The organism is Streptomyces sp. Y2F8-2 (assembly GCF_014905555.1).
Lineage (GTDB): Bacteria > Actinomycetota > Actinomycetes > Streptomycetales > Streptomycetaceae > Streptomyces > Streptomyces cynarae.
The window spans coordinates 512,894-531,351 of record NZ_BNGS01000002.1; the positions used below are offsets into that span (position 1 = coordinate 512,894).

Consider the following 18,458-nt stretch of genomic DNA (forward strand, 5'->3'; position numbering starts at 1 on the left):
CGGACCGCGATCACGCCTCCCAGACGGCGGCCGCCGTACGGTCATCGGCGTAGCCCTTCACCCTCACCAGCGTGTCGGCGAGGAAGGCCACCAGACCCGGCACCTCGCCCGTGGACCAGCGGGCCGTGAGGTGTTCGGCGAGTTCGGGTTCGTCGCGCAGCGGGTCGGCGAGGCCGGCGGAACACAGCAGGAGCGTGTCCCCCGGCTGGGCGACGGAGGCACGGAACAGAAAGGGTGAACGGGGCGGCTCGAGGGCCGGTTCGTACGGGCTCGGGGGTGTGGTGATGCCGAGGTCCATGGTGAGCCGATCGCCCTCGGGGGTCTCGGAGGGCAGGGAGCCGAAGCCGACCACCGGCTCGCCGACGGTGTCGGCGGCGCGCGGCTCGATGTCCTGCCACTCGCCGTCCCGCAGCCGGAACAGTCCGCCGGCGCCGACACCGAAGAAGACGCGGATACGGCAGTCGGGGTCGGCGGGCAGCAGCAGACAGCGCAGGTCGGCGGTGTACTCCTCCGGGTCGGCGCCCTGGGCGGCGGCGCCGGCGCGGAGCTTGCCGAGGCTTCGGTCGGTGAGCCGTTGCAGGCCGGACTTCAGCTCGCCGCGCCGGGCGGACCGGATGTCCTCGCCGAGGCGGAGGTGACTGCGCCCGACGGCACGGCCGATCCAGTGACACGCCTCGGCGGCGGCACGGTGGGCGCCGGGAGTGCCGCGTCGGCCGGTGGCCATGGCGACGAGCACGAGGGCCTGGTCACCCGTACCGAAGCGGGCGGTGAGCAGGCAGTCGCGTCGCGGCTCGCCCCGGAATCGGGCGGAGTCCCCGCGCGCGGAGACCGCCCGCAGCGTGCAGGACCCGAACCGGGCCCCGTCCAGCGCGGTGTCGGGGACGAGGTCGGCGAGATGGTCGGGGTCGGCCGGCGGGAGGGCGGTGGGCTCCGGGTCGTAGGTGGGCGGGCCGGAGCCGATGTAGTCCACCGGGGGCGGGGTGCGCGGGAGGGGCGGCGAAGGCGGCGTGTCCGACGGCGCGTCAGGCGGCGGTTCCGGCGCGGTGGCGCCGGGTGCGGGCTGCGCGGGGACGGCCGGTGGTTTCGGGGTCTCGGCCGATGGCTTGGAGGGGACGGCCGGTGGCTTCAGGGCCTCGGCCGATGGCTTGGAGGGGACGGCAGGTGGCTCGGCAGGTGGCTCCAGAGGGTCGGCCGGTGGCTTCGGGGTGGGCGGGAAAGCCACCGGGTCCGGTGGCAGGGCGGACGGGGGCTCCCACGATGTGCGGGCCTCGGGGCGGGCGCTGGGGCGGGGGGCGTCCTCCTCCCGGTGGCCGCTTCCCCGCGCCGCATCCTGCCCCACCGTCCCCGCCGCGGAGGCGAAGCGGTCGTCGAGGGTGTCGGACGCGGAAGCCGGTCCCGTGTCCCCGGTGGAGTCGTCGTACAACTGCCCCCACCAGTCGTCCTGGTGGCCGGTGGACCTGTCCCCCTGCTGGCTCATGCCCCCGATTGTCCACCGCCGGGGGCGGTGGAAAACGGGGCATCGGGAAATTCCGGCCGGGCGACCGTCCCGTGCTCGGCGTGTCGGACGACGCCTCGAACGGTGATACGAACCGGCCGGGAACGAAGGGCGCCGCCGGACGATCCCACCCCCCACAGGGGAACCGCCCGGCGGCACCACGGTGACGGGCCGGCACGCCTCCGGAGCCCCGTCACGTCTTGTGGGCTGCACCGACGTCACCTTGGCAGAGGGGCGGGGGCTGCCGCGATGATGTCGGCAGGCGGGTTTGCGCCGTGGCCGTTTCCCGCCACGGCACGCGCCGCCGGACTTGTCGTCGGGGAGGGACGGACGGTTGATGCTGGCAGCGATAGGCCTGGACGAGACCCACGAGTCCGCGTATCGGGCACTGGTGTCCGTGGGCGCCGCGGACGTGCCCGATCTGGCGCGGCGGCTGATGCTCGGTGAGCAGGACACCGAGCGCGCCCTGCGCGGACTGGAGCGGCGCGGACTCGCCGCCCAGTCGTCGGGGCGGCCCGGCCGCTGGGTCGCGGCACCTCCCGGCGTGGCGCTGGGCGCGCTGCTCACCCAGCAGCGGCACGAGCTGGAGCGGGCCGAACTCGCTGCCGCGCTGCTGGCCGAGGAGTACCGGGCGGCGGCCTCCGAGCCCGCGGTGCACGACCTGGTCGAGGTGGTGATCGGCGCGTCCGCGGTCACCCAGCGGTTCCTGCAGCTCCAGCTCGGCGCGACCGAGGAGGTGTGCGCCCTGGTCACCGGCAACCCGGTCGCCGTGACCGGCACGGAGAACGACGCGGAGGAGCAGGCGGCCGGAGGCGGGGTACGTTACCGGGTGGTGGTGGAGCGGGCGGTGCTCGACCGGCCCGACGGCATCACCGAGCTGACCGCCGCGCTCGGCCGTGACGAACAGGTGCGGGTCGTCGAGACGGTGCCGACCAAGCTGGTGGTCGCCGACCGGTCGCTGGCCATGGTGCCGCTCACCTCGCACACGTCGGAGCCGGCCGCGCTCGTCGTCCATGCCAGCGGGCTGCTGGAGCTGCTGTCCGGGCTGTTCGAGTCGGTGTGGCGGGACGCGCTGCCGCTCAGGCTCGGCGCGTCCGGCGTCACCAAGCAGGGCCCGGGCGGCCCCGACGGCATCGACCTGGAGGTGCTGTCCCTGCTGCTGGCGGGTCTGACCGACGCGAGCGTCGCCAAACAGCTCGACCTGGGCCTGAGGACGGTACAGCGCCGGGTGAAACGGCTGATGGAACTGACCGGGGTGACGACCCGTCTGCAACTGGGCTGGCAGGCGTACGAGCGGGGCTGGGTGGCCCGGAGCTGAGCCGGCACACCGGCGCGTGACCTCGGCGTGTTCGACTCACCGCTGCCTGCCGGCCTGACGGCCGGTCACCTGTGGGGACGTCGTCCCTCCCCCCAGGCCGTCAAGGCTCTGGAGGGAAGGACGATCGCCGCGGCTAGGACGACCGGCGCCCCCGCTTGGCCTCCATCGCCGCCCGGCCCTGTGCTCCCTTCCTCTTCCAGTCCCGCCGCAGCTCCGCCCGTACGCGCGCGTCCGTCTTCGCCACGATCCACTGGTTCTCCCGCAGCAGCTTCCGGTAGCTCTCCAGGCGCCGCTGCGGCAGTTCCCCGGCCTCGACCGCCTCCAGCACCGCGCAGCCCGGCTCCGCGGCGTGCGCGCAGTCGTGGAAGCGGCACCGCTCGGCCAGTTCCTCGATCTCGGAGAAGACCTGCCCGACCCCGCTCTCGGCGTCCCAGAGACCGACCCCGCGCAGCCCCGGCGTGTCGATCAGCGCTCCCCCGCCCGGCAGCGCGAGCAGGTTGCGCGTGGTCGTCGTATGGCGGCCCTTCTCGTCCATCTCCCGCGTGGCCTGGACCTGCATGACGTCCTCGCCGAGGAGTGCGTTGGCCAGGGTGGACTTGCCCGCGCCGGACTGCCCCAGCAGCACGGACGTACCACCGGACAGGACCCCGGTCAGCACGTCGAGCCCTTCGCCCTGCCGCGCGCTGACCGTCAGCACCGGCACGCCGGGCGCGGTGGTCTCCACGTCCTGGACGAAGTACGAGAGCGTCGTCGCGTCCGGCACCACGTCGGCCTTGGTGAGCACCACGACCGGCTGCGCCCCGGACTCCCAGGCCAGGGCGAGGAAGCGTTCGATGCGGCCGAGGTCCAGCTCCGCGGCGAGCGAGACGGCGACGACCGCGTGGTCGACGTTGGCGGCGAGGATCTGCCCCTCGGACCGCTTGGAGGAGGTGGAGCGCACGAAGGCGGTACGGCGCGGCAGATACGTCCGTACGTACCGCGGATCGCTGCCTTCAGGGTCGACCGCGACCCAGTCTCCCGTGCACACGACCTTCATCGGGTCACGGGGGACGACGAACTCGGTGTCGGCACGGACGGTACCGACGGGGGTGACAACGTCGCACTGGCCACGGTCGACCCGTACGACACGGCCTGGCAGGAGGCCCTGCTCGGCATAGGGAGCGAACTCCGCTTCCCATCGCCCGTCCCAGCCGTACGGGGCCAGAGGGTGCGACGAAGCCGAAGGAGCCGAAAGAGAAGAGAGATTCAAGGGGAACCCTTCACAGGGCGGCCCCGGCCGCGCGCACTCACAGGCGCGAAGAAGCAGGAAAGATCAGCCGGAGACCACGGAGGTGGAGTGGATGAACTTCTGATTGCGGGCAGCGCCCATCACAGAGACAGCCATCGGTCACACCTCCCGTTTCTCACCCGGCCGACAGCAGCGGCCAACGGCCACCACGTGAAGCGGACTTCACCCTAGAGGCGCCCGCATTCGGACGCCACCGATTTATCGGCGGGGTCACAGGCAGCGCTGGTCCAGGGCCCCGGCGTTCAGGTTGTCTGTGCGGGTTGTGATCATGTGGGTCCGCAGAGCGCGAGGACGCGGACGGTGGCACGTCGGCACCAGTCGGCCGCCGCGGTGAGCGAGTCGTGGCCCGCCGGAGTCGGCGCGCACACGGACAACGCCAGGAGAGACGGTAGCGGGAAGCGGCGTCCGCGCCCGGCACGGGGATCGGGGAGGCGGGCGAACTCGGCCGGCAGCGCGGCGACTTCCCCGCCCCGGGGCCCGGCGTGGCTCCGGAGGCGAGGCCGCTGACAGCACGGCAGCGGACGTGGGAGATGGTGGGGGAACGGACACGGCATCCTTGGCCGACCGTGGAGCTTCGACACCTCCATGATCCATAAGGGGCCGTGTCTGCTTGCTTCCCGGTCCCGCCCGCCGATCACCGTGAACCGGGATGACCTGCCTGAATGCCGGGGCCTCGACTCCCGCCTCTCCTGCTCGGCGAGCGTCAGCTCGCCCCCTTGCGCACACAGTCGTAGCCTGAGAAAAGGCCCGTGGTTTTCTGTTCTGGCGACCACTTTCAGGAGACCAGGATTGCGCTGAGGGGATGGGGCAGGAGCTCGAGGCTGGACCAGCCGCGAAGTCCGGTGTGATCTTTTCCGCACCTGGATGAACGGCAGCGGCGGTTGCCGATGGGGACGGAGGATCCATCGGCCGGCCCCTTGCCGCTGCGGTCGAGGGAGGCGTTGCGCGTAAGCAATATTGTCCATCCAGTCGGCCGGATCAGACCGTTGAGTAGGGCCAGCCGAAACCGCCACGGTCAAGGTGGGCGATCACTCAGCTGCGGTCCGGCCCCAGCCCCCATAGCGGTCCAGGCAAGCGCGTAAACCTCGCTCATGCAGTTCAGCGCGCCTGCGTCGACCACTCTGATCTTCTTCAAGGGACCCAGCCGATGGGGAACTCTCACGACGTCTTGACCGCCGAACCGGCCGACAAACCGACCACTGTCGCCAAATGCGAGCAACGCTTCGCCGTCATGCTGGCCGACATCGTGGGCGCCGAACACGTGACCGTCGACAGCCACTTCTTCGACGACCTCGGTGCCGACTCGATGACGATGGCCCGTTTCTGCGCCCGGGTACGCAAACAGCCAGACCTCCCCCCGGTGTCGATGCCCGACGTCTACAAACACCCGACAATTCGAAAGCTCACAGCCGCCCTCGCCGACGACGTCCTGACCGCCGAACCGGCCGACAAACCGACCACTCTCGCCAAATGCGAGCAACGCTTCGCCGTCATGCTGGCCGACATCGTGGGCACCGAACACGTGACCGTCGACAGCCACTTCTTCGACGACCTCGGTGCCGACTCGATGACGATGGCCCGTTTCTGCGCCCGGGTACGCAAACAGCCCGACCTCCCCCCGGTGTCGATGCCCGACGTCTACAAGCACCCGACGATTCGAAAGCTCACAGCCGCCCTCGCCGACACAAAAACCGACACCAAAACCAGGCCTGCCCCGCAGCCGGCAACTCCGGCGGCTCTCATTGAGCCGCCCAGGCGGGCGCGCAATGGCGAGTACATCCTCTGCGGGGCTTTGCAGCTCCTGTTCCTCCTCGGCTACCCCGCCCTTACCACGATCGTCGCGGTGAAGGGCTACACATGGGTCTCGGCCGGCCCGAACCCGGTCAGCATCTACCTGCGGGCGGTCGCGTACGGCGGCGCGATGTTCCTCGGCCTCTGCGCCCTTCCGATCCTGCTCAAGTGGGTGCTCGTCGGCCGGTGGAAGACGCAGCAGATCCGCGTCTGGAGCATGGCGTACTTCCGCTTCTGGCTCGTCAAGACCCTGGTCCAGCGGAACCCGATGGCGCTGTTCGTCGGTTCACCGCTCTACGTGCTCTACCTGAGGGCACTGGGCGCCAAGGTGGGACGCGGCGCCGTCATCTTCTCCAGGAACGTGCCCGTGTGCACCGACCTGCTCAGCATCGGCGACGGCGCGGTGATCCGGAAGGATTCGTTCTTCAACGGCTACCGGGCCCACAACGGCATTATCCAGACGGGCTCGGTCAGCCTCGGCAAGGACGCGCTCGTCGGCGAAATGACGGTGCTCGACATCTGGACCTCGCTGGGTGACGGGGCCCAGCTGGGGCACTCCTCCTCGCTGCACGCCGGACAGACCGCGCCCGACGGGGAGCGCTGGCACGGCTCCCCCGCGCAGCCGACCGACGTCGACTCCCAGCGGATCCCCACGATGGACGTCAGCACCCGGCGACGGGTCGTCTTCGCGACCGTGCAGCTGGTGAATCTGCTTCTGGTGGGTACGCCGCTGATGTTCGTCGTCGTGGTCCTCGCGCTCACGAAGGTCCCGCAGCTCGTCACGCTGTCGGCCGCGGGACCGGTCTCCTTCACGAGCTGGGCGTTCTACCGCGACGACGCGCTGGTCATGTCCGCCGTGCTCTTCTTCGGCGCCGTGCTCGTCGGCCTCGTGTTCGTGGGAACCGTTCCGCGCGTGCTGAACCTCTTCATCAAGCCGGACAAGGTCTACCCGCTGTACGGATTCCACTACTGGATCCACCGCGCGATCGCCCGCACGAGCAACAGCAGGTTCCACATAACTCTCTTCGGTGGCACCTCCTACGTCGTCCACTACCTGCGTTGGCTGGGCTACGGCCTTCGCGGGGTGAGGCAGACCGGTTCGAACTTCGGCGAAATGGTCAAGCACGACACCCCGTTCCTCAGCGCGGTCGGCAGCGGAACGATGGTCGCGGACGGGCTGTCCATCATCAATGCCGATTTCTCGAACACGTCGTTCCGGGTGTCCCGCGTGTCGATCGGGGCGGAGAACTTCCTTGGGAACATGATCGCCTATCCGGCGCAGGGCAAGACGGGCGACAACTGCCTCCTCGCGACGAAGGTCATGGCTCCCGTCGACGGGCAGGTGCGGGAAGGCGTGGGCCTGCTGGGCGCGCCCAGCTTCGTGATCCCGCGGTCCGTCAAGCGTGACAAGCAGCTCGACGTGGGGAGCGAGGACGAGCTGCGCCGCCGCCTGTGGGCCAAGAACGTCTACAACACCATCAGCATGGCGCTGTTCCTGCTGGTGCGCTGGATCTTCATCTTCATCGTCACCGTGCTCTACCTGGCCGCCATCGACCTGTGGGGCTCCCTGGGTGCGCTCGCGTTTGCACTGGCCACCGCCGGGGTCTTCGTCTTCACCGTCGCCTACAACGTCCTGGTCGACCGGCTGGTCCGGCCGCTGCAGGCCTTGCGGCCGCAGGGCTGCTCGATCTACGACCGCGCTTTCTGGCGGCACGAACGCTTCTGGAAAGTGAGTTCCCTCGCCTATGTCCTCCTCTTCAACGGCACCCCGCTCAAGAACGTGATCTGGCGGCTGCTGGGTATGCGAATCGGCCGCCGGGTCTTCGACGACGGCCTCCGCGTGCCCGAGCGGACGTTCACCACGATCGGGGACGACTGCACCCTCAATGTGGACACCATCGTTCAGTGCCACTCGCAGGAGGACGGAGGATTCAAGTCGGACCGCGTCGTGATCGGTGCCGGCTGCACGCTCGGTGTCGGCGCATTCGTCCACTACGGCGTGACCATGGGCGACGGCGCGGTGCTTGCCACCAGCTCCTTCCTCATGAAGGGCGAGGAAATGCCACCGCACGAACTGTGGGGCGGGAACCCGGCCAAGAAGATGCGCGAGCAGTCGGCTGACCTTTCAGGTGCGCAGGATCGGCCTCGACGACTGCGCCGCCGTGTTCGTCCGCGGCGACTGACACCCGGCAAACGTGGCACGTAGGGACGATTCGATGGACCAACGGGTTGAAACCGGCCGGGAGTTCTGGCGGCCTGTCCTGCGCGCGGGCCGCGCGACCGCGATCCCTCGGTGGACGCTCGACCCTGCACCGGGCGTCGCCGAGCGCGTCGCGACACTTGATGACGACCTTGCGGCAGGCGTGCGCCGACTGGCCTATGAGCTGGAGCTGCCGCTGCACACGGTGGCGCCGGCCGCGCACGCGAAGGTGCCGGCGGCGCTCGCCGGAGAGCTCGCGGAGCTCCGTCGCCGAGGAGGACTACCACGCCCCGAACACGCCGGCCGAGCGGCGGCCGGCGGCCGCCTGGGTGAAGGTGCTCGGCCTCCCGGCCGACCAGGTCAGCCGGCGGGACCACTTCTTCGACCTGTGCGGCACGTCGCTGTCGGCGTTGCGGCCGGCGATCGCCCTGGCCCGCGCAGTCTCGCTCGAGGGCCTCACCCACCATCCGGTCCTCGCCGATCTGGCCGTGCTGGTCGACGACATGCTCGAGACAGCACCAGGCGTGCCATGTGTCACCGAATCGGTGGCTCCTTCCTGAGTGGACATCGTGGACATCGAGGAATCAAGGAGAAATGAGATGTCGTCCTCTTCCCAGGCGGCGCTGCTCGAGGTGGACCTGCAACCCGGCAAACCGCCGATCCTGCACACCAGGCCTGCCGGCGACGCGGTGCGCTGGGCAGCCGAGCACCGCGTGACGCTGCGCGCGGTGGTCGCCGAGCACGGATCGGTCCTCGTCCGCGGCCTCGGGCTGCGCGACGCGGCCGAGACCGCCGCCGTCTTCCACCAACTGGCCCGCACCGGCCCGATGACCGAGAGAGAGGCCTTCGCCTCCCGGCGGACCTACGCAGAGGGCGTGTACTCCTCCTCGAAGTGGCCGCCGAACCAGCCGATGTGCATGCACCACGAACTGAGCTACCGGCTCGAGTTTCCCGGCCTGATGCTCTTCGCGTGCCTGTCCGCGCCCACCGAAGGCGGGGCGACCGGTGTGGCGGACTCGGCGGCCGCGCTCGACGCGCTGCCCGGTGACCTCGTTGAACGGCTCGAGCGGGAGGGCTGGATGCTCGTCCGCCACTACAACGAGGAGATCGGCACGTCGGTCGCCGAGGCGTTCGGCACCGAGGACCGTGGCGCGGTCGAGAGCTACTGCCGCGCCAATGCCATCGAGTTCGAGTGGCAACCCGATGGCGGGCTGTGCACCTGGCAGCGCCGCAGCGCGGTGGTGCGGCACCCGGTCACCGGGCGGCGCTGCTGGTTCAACCAGATCGCCTTCCTCAACGAGTGGACGCTCGATCCCGAGGTGCACGAGTTCCTGGTCGACACCTACGGCGCCGAGGGGCTGCCGTTCACCACCCGCTTCGGGGGCGGCGACCCGATAGGCGAGGACGTCGTGCAGCTGCTCAACGAGGTGTACAAGGCCGAAACCACGCGGGAGCCCTGGCAGGCAGGCGATCTGATGCTCGTCGACAACATTCGCAGCGCACACAGCAGGGAGCCCTTCACCGGACCGCGTGAAGTCCTGGTCGGGATGGTCGACCCGGTGCGCCTGGCCGACTGCTCGCCGACCGTCGAGGTGAACGCCGGGTGACCACGTCCCTCATGCGACCGTTCGCGGTCATCTCCGGGGCCCTGGTCACCGCGAGCTGTCGAACCCCCGCGTCTGGCGCCCAGGCGATCCCGGCCCTGCCCTAGGAGACGAGCCGGCGCGGGGCAGAGGGCTGGGAATCGTCGGCTGCCAGGCACAAGCGGCAGAAAGGAATCCGCCGAGATGATCACCCGATTGCCGGACCTCGTTGCGAGGTCCGCCCAACGCAACTCCGGCGCGCCCGCCCTGACCACACGGACGACCACGATCTCCTACTCCGATCTGCACGAGCGGACGGAGCTCGCGGCCGCCGGCCTGCGCGACCTCGGCCTCGACGGTGGCGAGCGCGTCGCGATCTACCTCGACAAGCGGATCGAGACCGTCGTGGCGCTGCTCGCCTGCTCGCGGGCCGGTGGCGTGTTCGTCCCGGTGAATCCCATGCTGCGGCCCGGGCAAGTGAGGCACATCCTCGACGACTGCGCCGTGCGGGTACTGGTGACCTCCACGGACCGGCTGCGGACCCTGCGCGCCGAACTCGCCGCCTGCAAGTCACTCTCCCACGTCCTCGTGCTGGGCGACTCGCTTGTTGAGGACGGGGAAGCCCCTTACCGCGTGCTCCCCTGGTCGAAGGTCGCCGAGCGTTCGAGCCAGGCCCTGTCTCCTCCGACGGGCGGCGTCGACACGGATGTGGCCGCGATCCTCTACACGTCGGGGAGCACCGGGGCCCCGAAGGGCGTCGTGCTGTCGCACCGCAACCTGGTCGTCGGCGCGGAGAGCGTCAGCAGTTACCTGAACAACACGGCAGAGGACCGAATCCTGGCCGTTCTCCCGCTGAGCTTCGACGCCGGACTGAGCCAATTGACGACCGGCTTCTGCGTCGGCGCCCAGGTGGTGCTCGCCAACTACCTGCTGCCGGGGGATGTCGTCCGGCCGTGCGCGAAGTACCGCATCACCGGGCTGGTGGGCATACCGCCGCTGTGGATCCAGCTCGCAGCCCAGACGTGGCCGTCCGAGGCCGTGGCCGAGGTGCGCTACTTCGCGAACACCGGGGGGCGACTCCCCGGCGTCACCCTGCAACGACTGCGAGCGATCTTCCCGAACGCAACGCCCTACCTGATGTACGGCCTCACGGAGGCGTTCCGCTCCACCTACCTCGATCCCCGGGAGGTCGACCGGCGGCCCGATTCGATCGGCAAGGCCATCCCGAACGCCGAGATCCTCGTGGTCCGGGAGGACGGCGGCCTGTGCGGTCCGGGAGAGCCGGGTGAGCTGGTACACCGAGGTCCGCTTGTTTCGTTGGGTTATTGGAATGACGCGGAGCGCACGGCCGAGCGGTTCCGGCCGCCGCCGAACCGTCCGGTCGAGCTGTGTACGCCCGAGTTGGCGGTCTGGTCCGGCGATGTCGTCGTCCGCGACGAGGAGGGCTTCCTGTACTTCGTCGGACGGCGTGACGACATGATCAAGACACGGGGATATCGGGTCAGCCCGCAAGAGATCGAGGAAGTGGCGTACGAGACCGGCCTGGTCCACGATGCCGTCGCGCTCGGCCTCGAGGACGAGGCACTTGGCCACCGGATCGTCCTCGTCGTGACACCCTGCGATCCCGCCGGCTTCGACCCGGCCGCGGTGACCGCACGCCTGCGGCAGGAACTACCCGGCTACATGGTGCCCGCCGAGGTGGTGGTCCTCAGCGACCTGCCCCGAACGCCGAACGGCAAGTTCGACCGGGCATTCCTTCGCCACGAGCTCACCGCCTCCCGCCCTCAGGACCCCGCATGAACTCAGGCGCCTACGCGCATCCCACGAGCAGCCGGTTCGCGATCGCCGACGGCACGCTCCACATCGGCGGCATCCGGTCGGACTCCTTCGGATGCTTGTGCACCCCGCTCGACCTGCTCGCACGTGATGTCTGCCTTCCGCGTGCCGCGATCGGCGACCTTGTGACGGTCTTTCAGGCCCGCCGCCCACGGGATGACGGCCAGTCCCACAGCGTTCCTCGGCCGTCCGACACCGACGGAGGTGTTGGTGCAGATCGCAGGCCGCCAGGTCTGCACGACCGATGAGGAGAAGCCATATGACTCGCTCGCCAGAGATCTCGCAGGCGATTTTCGAGGACGTCAAGGCCGTCGTGGTGGTCACGCTGAACATCGAGGACCAGGCCGATGACCTCGGGCCGGAGACGGGGCTGTACGGCAGTCTTCCTGAGCTCGACTCGCTCACCGTCGTCAAGCTCATCGTCGCACTGCAGAAACGGTTCGGGGTCGAGATCGAGATCGAAGAGATCGTCGGTGACACCTTCGACACCCTCGGGCGGCTCGCGGCCTACGTGGAGTCCAAGGTGCGCTGAGAGGCGCTCCGCGGAGTCGAGTACCGAACCCGGATCCACCGTCCGGATCTGTTGAGGAGCGACGTGCCGCTCGTCGTTGCCGCCACCTTGGCCCGCCGCCTCAGCGGCCGGTCAACGCCTTCTTTTCCCGGCGGGCTCAGCTCACCGTGGTGCAGCGCGCCCCGTTCACCGTGAAGGCACGCGGCTGTGCGTTGCCGCCGTGCCAGGAGGAGAGGAAGCCGATGGCGAACGTGCCGTTCGCGGCGACCTGCTTGTTGTAGTCGGCGGCCTTCGCGGTGACCTCGGGGCCCTGCTGGGCGTAGGTGCCGTCCCACATCTGGGTGATGCGCTGGCCGTCCTGGAATGTCCAGTCGATGCGCCAGTCGGTGAGCGCCCTGGTCGAGGTCACCGTGACGGTGGCCTGGAAGCCGTCCGGCCACTGGTTGACCACCTCGTACTTCACCCGGCACGTCGGCGGGGCGGCCTTGTCGGGGCCGGAGGCGGTGGACGCGTCGTCGACCGGGCTCGTCGACGTGCCTTGCGGTTCGGTGTCGGAGTCCCCGCTCCTCGTCGCGCTGTGGGAGCCGGCCGGACGGGAGGTGGCGGGGGCGCCGGGCGTGCCGTCGCCGGCGGACGGGCCGCGGGGCGACGAGGGCAGCCCCGGCACGGTGACCGACTGGCCGGTCACGGCGCTGCCCACGGTGGTGTCGTCCCCGTCCGAGCTGCCCAGTTGCAGCAGCGAGACGGTGAGCGCGAGCGCGGACACGACCACGGCGGCGGCGAGGATCCCGGTGCGGCCGATCCGCGGCCGCGCCTGGGCCCCCACGGTGATGCCCCGGTCCGTGCCCGCGTCCGCGCGCCCGCCGGTCAGTCCGGCCTCCGCCGCCCGGCGGCGCCGCTCCAGATAGGCGAGCCCGCCCCAGCCGATCACCCCGCTCGCGAGTGCGGCGGGAGTGCCGCCGCCGTGCAGCCTGAGGCAGGCTGCCGCCTCCGCGCACTCCACGCAGGTCGCGAGGTGCCGGGAGAGGTCTTCGGGCGTCTCCGCGCCCGAGGAGCGGGTGACCGCGTCGAGCAGCCGGGCGTAGCTGCGGCAGTCGGGGCCCATGGGCGTGTCGAGGTGGTTGCGCTGGCAGCGGTCCCGGAACAGGGCCCGTACCTGAGCGAGTTCCTCGGCGGCGGACGCCGGGTCCAGGCCGAGCCGGCGGGCCACGTCGGGCAGCGGCAGCGCCTCGACCTCCGCGAGCCACAGCAGGGCCGCGTCCGGCTCCTGCATGTCCTTCAGACCGCGCAGGGCGAGCGGGCGCTGGAGGGGCGGACCGGTGTAGCGCGCGGCGTTGCCGGAGTTGAGCCACAGCCGCAGTTCGGGGTCGAGGTGGTGTCCCCTGCCCTCCGTCTCCCAGGCGGCGGCGGTGGTGCGCACCGCGGTCAGCAGCAGGGGGATCCGGGGCAGGCGTGGTACCCGGCGCCCGGTGGCCTTCCCCTGGGCCTCGCCCGCGCGGACCTCCTGGATGCCGTGGGAGAAGGCCTCGGTGGCCAGCTGCCTGCCGACGGCCGAACCGGACGTGCACAGGTCGGCGTACGACAGGACCGCGTCCCAGCACTCCGAGAACAGCGCGGCCTCGGCGGCGTCCTGAGGGGTCGGCAGGTCGGGCATGGGGGGCTCCTGCGTCAACTGCTTCCACAAGCAATAGTCAACTCACCCGAGAACCAAGGGAGTTGAGGGCCGTCTCAACGACAGGCCCAGAGCCTTTCACGGCTCCCACACAACTGACAAGCGGCGTATTCAAATGCCGTGCCGGTGGTTGCGCGCTGTGCAGTTGTACGGACCAGGGCCCCGCGGCGACTCAGCGCGCGGGGCCCGTGATCACATCGTTACGCATGTGTCGGTTCTTCGGCCCCTTCGCCCACGGCTTCGTCCGCCGGGAGACTGTCCATGAACGAACTGACGGAGAACACCGCGCGGCCCGGGCCGGGCGGGCCGTAGCCGGGGGGCGAGGAGAGGCCGAAGTCGTCCATGGTGGCACGGTAGGCCTCAAGGAGCCGGATGTGGTATTCCAGCGGCGCGCCCTGGGGATTGGCCTTGCCGAGCGGGGTCGTGGGCTCCGGGCACCAGGTGGTGAAGCGGGGCGTGATGCCGTGAGACATGAAGAAGCGCAGACCCTCGGTGGTGGAGGCGATGGCCTCGTCGACCGTGGTGAAGCCGAAGGGCTCGGCCATCTCCACGCCCGCGACGAAGTTGGGGATCACGTTGCGCGCGCCGAAGACCTCCGCCGAGTCGAGGATGCGCCGATGCCACTCGTCCCGGCCGACGTACCGCTCCTTGCCGGGGCAGTAGAGCTCGAACAGGCGGCGGTCCCACACCTCGAAGTTGGGGTGGTAGATCTGGACGCCGTAGTCCTTGAAGCGCTGCACGTCGTCCTTCGGCAGCGCCTGCGCGACGACCTTGCCGATCCAGCGGCCCGGGAAGCGCTCCTCGATGGCCTTGGCGTAATGCCCGTAGAAGTCGGCCTCGTCACGGCCGGCCACCTTGGAGGTGATCGCGCCGCCGGTGAGGGTGTAGGCCGTGGACGCCTTCTGGGTGTCGTAGCGGTCGATGATCTCGAGCGCCTCCAGTACCTCCTCGACGTCCTTGACGCCCGTGTACGGCCGCCCGGCCGCCTTGTGCTGGCGCCAGTTGTGGTTGATGTCGCAGTACTGGCACTCCTCCTTGGCGCCGAAGTACTGGCAGACCCGGAAGACGGTCAGATAGATCAGGTAGCCCCACTGGATCGTGGGGGCGACCTCCATCACGGACTTCCCGTTGGAGAGGGTGTGCCGGTAGTACTCCGGCATGGGCGGCACGCCGACGTCCGCGATCCGCCTGCCGTCGAGGTACAGCCCGAGCAGGCCCTCGTCGTCGGCGGCGACCCGGTACGGCGAGGCGGGGTTCACCCGTACGGACACCACGGTCCGCCGCAGGTCGTAGGGGCCGCCGGTGAGAATGATCTCCTCGGGCGGGCGGCGCAGCGCGGCCTCGCCCAGCTCCGGCAGGGTGCCGTGGTCGAAGGAGAAGATGAAGTACGACTTCGGCTTGACGTCGCCGGCGGCCTCGTTGGCGGTATCGCTGAGCGCCGACTGGTCGAAGGCGACTCCACCCCGCAGCAGGTCCTCCTTGAAGACGGCCTCCCGCGGCACGTGCGGGAAACGCTCCATCAGGTCCTCGACCAGCGCGGTGCGACTGTCACCCATCCCGTTCTCCTCGTTCCCGGCGTGTGTTGCTCGACTCCTCACGGTATGCCTCCGCCGGACGGCCGGACGTGCCGGGTCCCCGCACGACGCGCGCGTTGCCCGCTTCTGGCACCTTGCGCCGGATTTGTGGTCCAGCGACGTCGGAGGGGAGGCGATCGCAGGGAGCACCCGCCACGCCCGGACAGTACGCCCGGCGGGTGCGGGGCGAAGCCCCGCGGGGCGCACGGGCGAAGCCCCGCCGGAGTCGGCTGTCCTTGTCTCAACCGTGTTGCAGGCATGTCAATGTATGGGGCAGCTATCTCTCAGTGATCCTGGTTGCAGGTTGAGGAATCCGACAAGCACGGACCATCGATCGGGCACGAAGCGGTAACAGTGCCTGCCTACGGTCGCGGCATGACTTTCGACCCCGCTCTCATCACCGGCAGCTTCGCAGTCGTCGAACCCCACGGCACCAAGATCACCAAGTACTTCTACGAGCACCTCTTCGACAACAACCCGGGCGTCAGGGGCCTGTTCGCGCGGCACATGGAGGAGCAGGAGGACCGACTCTGGAACGCCTTGGGCGGCCTGGTGGCCAACCTCCAGGACACCGAGGTGGTCGTCCGCATGCTGCGAGGCCTGGGAGCCCGGCACGTGGGCTACGGCGCGCTGCCCGAGCACTTCCCGGCCGTCGGCGCCAGCCTGCTCGCCACCCTCAGGCACTTTGCGGGCGAGGCCTGGACGCCGGAGATCGAGGAGTCGTGGACCGCTCTGTACGGGGTGATCACCACCACCATGAGTGAGGCGATGGCCGAGACGGCCGCCGGCACGGCCGGGTCCACCCACAGCGGCTGAGGAGCGGCCGGTGGCCTTCGACCCTGATGCCCTCCGCCGCAGCTTCGCCGTCGTGGAGCGGCGGGCGGAGCAGGTGGCCCTGTACTTCTACGCCCACCTGTTCTCCCACAACCCGCACATGCGGGAGATGTTCCCCGAGGAGATGGGGGAGCAACGCGACCGGCTCTTCGCAGCGCTCACCCAGCTCGTCCTGCGTCTGGACAGCCCCGAGCGGCTGACCGGGTATCTGCGCACCCTCGGTCGGGACCACCGCAGGTTCCAGGTGAGGCCCGAGCACTATCCCGCGGTCGGAGCAAGTCTCATCGCCGCCTTGCGGTACTTCTCCGGGGGCGAGTGGACGGCAGAGGTGGAGAAGGCCTGGGCGGAGGGGTACAGCGTGATGGCCAACACCATGATCGACGCCGCCCGCCAGGCCGATGCCGAGAGCCCGGCCTGGTGGGAGGCGCGCGTGGTGGCACACCACCGGCCCGTGCCGGATGTCGCCGTGCTCACTCTGGCACCCGACCGGCCCTACCCCTTCACGCCTGGCCGGAACCTGAGCCTCTGCAGCGAACGGGTGCCCCGGGTGTGGCGGCCGTACTCGATTGCCAACGCACCGCGCGCCGACGGGACCATGGAGATCCACGTCCGGAAGGTGCCGGGCGGTCGGCTCAGCACCGCGCTGGTGGACCGCGTCGCGCCAGGTGAGCGGGTCCGGTTGGGCGCGCCCACCGGTGATGTCCGGCTCGATCCCGGCGCGACCCGGCCCCTGCTGGCGGTGGCGGGCGGTACGGGCTGGGCGCAGACGCGGTCCCTTCTGGAGCACCAGGCGGTTTCCCAACCGCAGCGGCGCGCAGTGGTCTTCGTCGGTGCCCGATCGGAGGCGGACCTCCACGATCTGCCCGCGATCCGGACGATGGCCGGGCGGTGGCCGTGGCTCGAGGTCGTCATCGCCGCCCCGGCCGCTCGGCTGCTGCGTGCGCGACTGGTTGAGCGCGGCAGTTGGGCCGGGTACGACGGGTACCTCAGCGGGCCACCGGAGATGGTCGCCGAGATGGTGCGGCTGCTGGTTGCGCAGGGTGCGGATCCGGCCTCGCTGCATCATGACCCGCTACCGGTCACCGGTGCCCGCGGCCCTCGCTCCGGTGCCGCCGACTGGTTCCTGGAGCGGCGGGACATTCCCTGGATCAACCGCGCCGAACTCGGCGGCAGATGGTGATCCGGACGCGTCTCGAGGGCGGCGCTCCTGGCGCCGCCCTCCTCTTCAGGCCCCGTGGGCCACTGCGGGGGTCACTTGATGATCGTGGAGCACGATACGCTCGAGTATTTGCCCGGCGCGGTTCTCTCGGTGACGACATGTCCGTCGACGCTCACTGAGCAGGAGATCGAGGAAGACTGGCCGTTGAACGCCATCACCTGCGCGACGGCAGCTCCCGGACCCACCGTGACATCGAGCTCCTTGCGCCAGGGGAGGGTGGCGCCGTCCACCTTCCCGGTGGTGTTGACGCCGTCGGTCGCATAGGTGATCTCGGGTGACTTGCCGCCTTCGCCGGTCACTTCATAGACAACTCTGTGCCGGGTCGGCGCGAGCGGGTTCCGCCGCTGATCCTGAGCGGTCGGCGACGTGCGCGCTCCGGCAGTGCTGACCGCCGCGACGACGGCTCCGGTCACCGCGAGTGCGGTCACACCGAGCAGCCACGGCACCCACCGCCTACGCCCGTGCGCGTGTTCGCGGCTGCCGCTCCGCGTCCTTGGCCTCCGGGGGCGGGCGGTCGCCTCCGTCACCGGCCGGCTTTCAACGGGAGAGTCCGTCTCGCTCACCTGCATATGCGCGCTCTCGCTTTCTTGTCGGACGGGAGTTGCGGGAGACCCAAGGAAAATAAAGTCGAATTAATTCTTTAAAGTCGCCGGCCAGCGATTTTCGATGAGCCGAGAGGCGGACGAAGGGCCGGGATCTGCGTTCAGGGACCGAGTCGAAACGAGCCTCCTGCCACACCGGACGAACCTTTCAGTGAAAGTACCACAACTCCAGTCGCGCCGTAAGGGATAAATAAATACGCGACATCAGTGCGGCAGCGGTAAGCCATCTGACCTGGAAGGATACCCACTCATACATGCGCCACCCTGTCGCACCTTTACTTGCCGAAATCCCCGAAGCCGACGTCGACTTCTTCCATCACACGCACCGACCCAAGACGATGATCTCAAGTTGACTTCGCCTTAATCATGCAGAGACCGGGTGGACATAAAACCTGAAGAGATTCCTCCCTACCACTTCTGACGGCGACCCAGGTTTCCAGGAGGATGTCGCGGTTCAGGTGACGGATTCACTGTCTGCAAACACCGCGCAATTAGGCACGAAAAACAATGTGCCGTCCGGAGTGGCTTGCCGGTG

Annotated in this window: 14 protein-coding genes; 8 read left to right on the forward strand and 6 right to left on the reverse strand. The window is 69.7% G+C overall.

Annotated features, from left to right (window positions below):
• Positions 1 to 10: 10 nt before the first annotated feature.
• Complete coding sequence (locus SY2F82_RS07730; protein WP_200418205.1) at positions 11 to 1,477, reverse strand: protein phosphatase 2C domain-containing protein; 1,467 nt, start codon at positions 1,475 to 1,477, stop codon at positions 11 to 13.
• 355 nt (positions 1,478 to 1,832) lie between these two features.
• Here SY2F82_RS07730 and SY2F82_RS07735 point away from each other — a divergent pair, with 355 nt between their 5' ends.
• Positions 1,833 to 2,813 carry a helix-turn-helix transcriptional regulator gene (locus SY2F82_RS07735; protein WP_200418206.1) on the forward strand — a complete coding sequence of 327 codons (981 nt, stop codon included), beginning with the start codon at positions 1,833 to 1,835 and terminating at the stop codon, positions 2,811 to 2,813.
• Between the two features lie 133 nt (positions 2,814 to 2,946).
• Here the strand turns inward: SY2F82_RS07735 and rsgA are convergent, their stop codons facing one another.
• Positions 2,947 to 4,062: a ribosome small subunit-dependent GTPase A gene (gene rsgA, locus SY2F82_RS07740; RefSeq protein WP_200418207.1), complete on the reverse strand. Its 1,116-nt coding sequence runs from the start codon at positions 4,060 to 4,062 to the stop codon at positions 2,947 to 2,949.
• Positions 4,063 to 4,367: 305 nt separating this feature from the next.
• A complete protein-coding gene (locus SY2F82_RS39825; protein WP_374707135.1) occupies positions 4,368 to 5,066 on the reverse strand; it encodes a transposase family protein in 699 nt (232 codons plus the stop codon).
• 182 nt (positions 5,067 to 5,248) lie between these two features.
• Between SY2F82_RS39825 and SY2F82_RS07755 the strand changes: the two genes are divergently transcribed.
• The 5 genes from SY2F82_RS07755 (at position 5,249) to SY2F82_RS07775 (ending at position 12,043) form a co-directional block, all read left to right on the forward strand.
• The gene (locus SY2F82_RS07755; RefSeq protein ID WP_236041257.1) at positions 5,249 to 8,098 is read left to right on the forward strand and encodes a Pls/PosA family non-ribosomal peptide synthetase; all 2,850 of its coding nucleotides are present in this window, start codon (positions 5,249 to 5,251) and stop codon (positions 8,096 to 8,098) included.
• Positions 8,099 to 8,421: 323 nt separating this feature from the next.
• Entirely contained in the window at positions 8,422 to 8,652 is a 231-nt protein-coding gene (locus tag SY2F82_RS07760) for a hypothetical protein (RefSeq protein WP_200418208.1), read from the forward strand.
• 39 nt (positions 8,653 to 8,691) lie between these two features.
• Positions 8,692 to 9,699, forward strand: coding sequence for a TauD/TfdA family dioxygenase (locus SY2F82_RS07765; RefSeq protein ID WP_200418209.1), 1,008 nt, complete (start codon positions 8,692 to 8,694; stop codon positions 9,697 to 9,699).
• Positions 9,700 to 9,879: 180 nt separating this feature from the next.
• Positions 9,880 to 11,475 (forward strand): acyl-CoA ligase (AMP-forming), exosortase A system-associated, encoded by a 1,596-nt coding sequence (locus SY2F82_RS07770; protein WP_200418210.1) that lies wholly within the window; start codon positions 9,880 to 9,882, stop codon positions 11,473 to 11,475.
• Between the two features lie 295 nt (positions 11,476 to 11,770).
• Positions 11,771 to 12,043, forward strand: coding sequence for an acyl carrier protein (locus tag SY2F82_RS07775; protein ID WP_200418211.1), 273 nt, complete (start codon positions 11,771 to 11,773; stop codon positions 12,041 to 12,043).
• A gap of 136 nt (positions 12,044 to 12,179) precedes the next feature.
• Here the strand turns inward: SY2F82_RS07775 and SY2F82_RS07780 are convergent, their stop codons facing one another.
• Both SY2F82_RS07780 and SY2F82_RS07785 read right to left on the reverse strand, forming a co-directional pair.
• Positions 12,180 to 13,676: a cellulose-binding domain-containing protein gene (locus SY2F82_RS07780; protein WP_200418212.1), complete on the reverse strand. Its 1,497-nt coding sequence runs from the start codon at positions 13,674 to 13,676 to the stop codon at positions 12,180 to 12,182.
• 218 nt (positions 13,677 to 13,894) lie between these two features.
• A complete protein-coding gene (locus SY2F82_RS07785; RefSeq protein ID WP_200418213.1) occupies positions 13,895 to 15,250 on the reverse strand; it encodes a radical SAM protein in 1,356 nt (451 codons plus the stop codon).
• 393 nt (positions 15,251 to 15,643) lie between these two features.
• Here SY2F82_RS07785 and SY2F82_RS07790 point away from each other — a divergent pair, with 393 nt between their 5' ends.
• Together SY2F82_RS07790 and SY2F82_RS07795 are read left to right on the forward strand one after the other, a co-directional pair.
• Positions 15,644 to 16,084 carry a globin domain-containing protein gene (locus SY2F82_RS07790; protein WP_200418214.1) on the forward strand — a complete coding sequence of 147 codons (441 nt, stop codon included), beginning with the start codon at positions 15,644 to 15,646 and terminating at the stop codon, positions 16,082 to 16,084.
• Between the two features lie 10 nt (positions 16,085 to 16,094).
• Positions 16,095 to 17,282, forward strand: a complete 1,188-nt coding sequence (locus tag SY2F82_RS07795; protein ID WP_236041263.1) for a globin domain-containing protein — start codon at positions 16,095 to 16,097, stop codon at positions 17,280 to 17,282.
• Positions 17,283 to 17,353: 71 nt separating this feature from the next.
• Here the strand turns inward: SY2F82_RS07795 and SY2F82_RS07800 are convergent, their stop codons facing one another.
• Complete coding sequence (locus SY2F82_RS07800) at positions 17,354 to 17,890, reverse strand: MmpS family transport accessory protein (protein ID WP_268980375.1); 537 nt, start codon at positions 17,888 to 17,890, stop codon at positions 17,354 to 17,356.
• Between the last annotated feature and the right edge of the window lie 568 nt (positions 17,891 to 18,458).

What these genes read in the sequence shown, in the direction of transcription:
- SY2F82_RS07730 (WP_200418205.1), bottom strand. Translation starts at nt 1,477, where the DNA reads ATGAGCCAGCAGGGGGACAGGTCCACCGGCCACCAGGACGACTGGTGG.
- SY2F82_RS07735 (WP_200418206.1), top strand. Translation starts at nt 1,833, where the DNA reads ATGCTGGCAGCGATAGGCCTGGACGAGACCCACGAGTCCGCGTATCGG.
- SY2F82_RS39825 (WP_374707135.1), bottom strand. Translation starts at nt 5,066, where the DNA reads ATGGACAATATTGCTTACGCGCAACGCCTCCCTCGACCGCAGCGGCAA.
- SY2F82_RS07755 (WP_236041257.1), top strand. Translation starts at nt 5,249, where the DNA reads ATGGGGAACTCTCACGACGTCTTGACCGCCGAACCGGCCGACAAACCG.
- SY2F82_RS07765 (WP_200418209.1), top strand. Translation starts at nt 8,692, where the DNA reads ATGTCGTCCTCTTCCCAGGCGGCGCTGCTCGAGGTGGACCTGCAACCC.
- SY2F82_RS07770 (WP_200418210.1), top strand. Translation starts at nt 9,880, where the DNA reads ATGATCACCCGATTGCCGGACCTCGTTGCGAGGTCCGCCCAACGCAAC.
- SY2F82_RS07775 (WP_200418211.1), top strand. Translation starts at nt 11,771, where the DNA reads ATGACTCGCTCGCCAGAGATCTCGCAGGCGATTTTCGAGGACGTCAAG.
- SY2F82_RS07780 (WP_200418212.1), bottom strand. Translation starts at nt 13,676, where the DNA reads ATGCCCGACCTGCCGACCCCTCAGGACGCCGCCGAGGCCGCGCTGTTC.
- SY2F82_RS07785 (WP_200418213.1), bottom strand. Translation starts at nt 15,250, where the DNA reads ATGGGTGACAGTCGCACCGCGCTGGTCGAGGACCTGATGGAGCGTTTC.
- SY2F82_RS07790 (WP_200418214.1), top strand. Translation starts at nt 15,644, where the DNA reads ATGACTTTCGACCCCGCTCTCATCACCGGCAGCTTCGCAGTCGTCGAA.
- SY2F82_RS07800 (WP_268980375.1), bottom strand. Translation starts at nt 17,890, where the DNA reads ATGCAGGTGAGCGAGACGGACTCTCCCGTTGAAAGCCGGCCGGTGACG.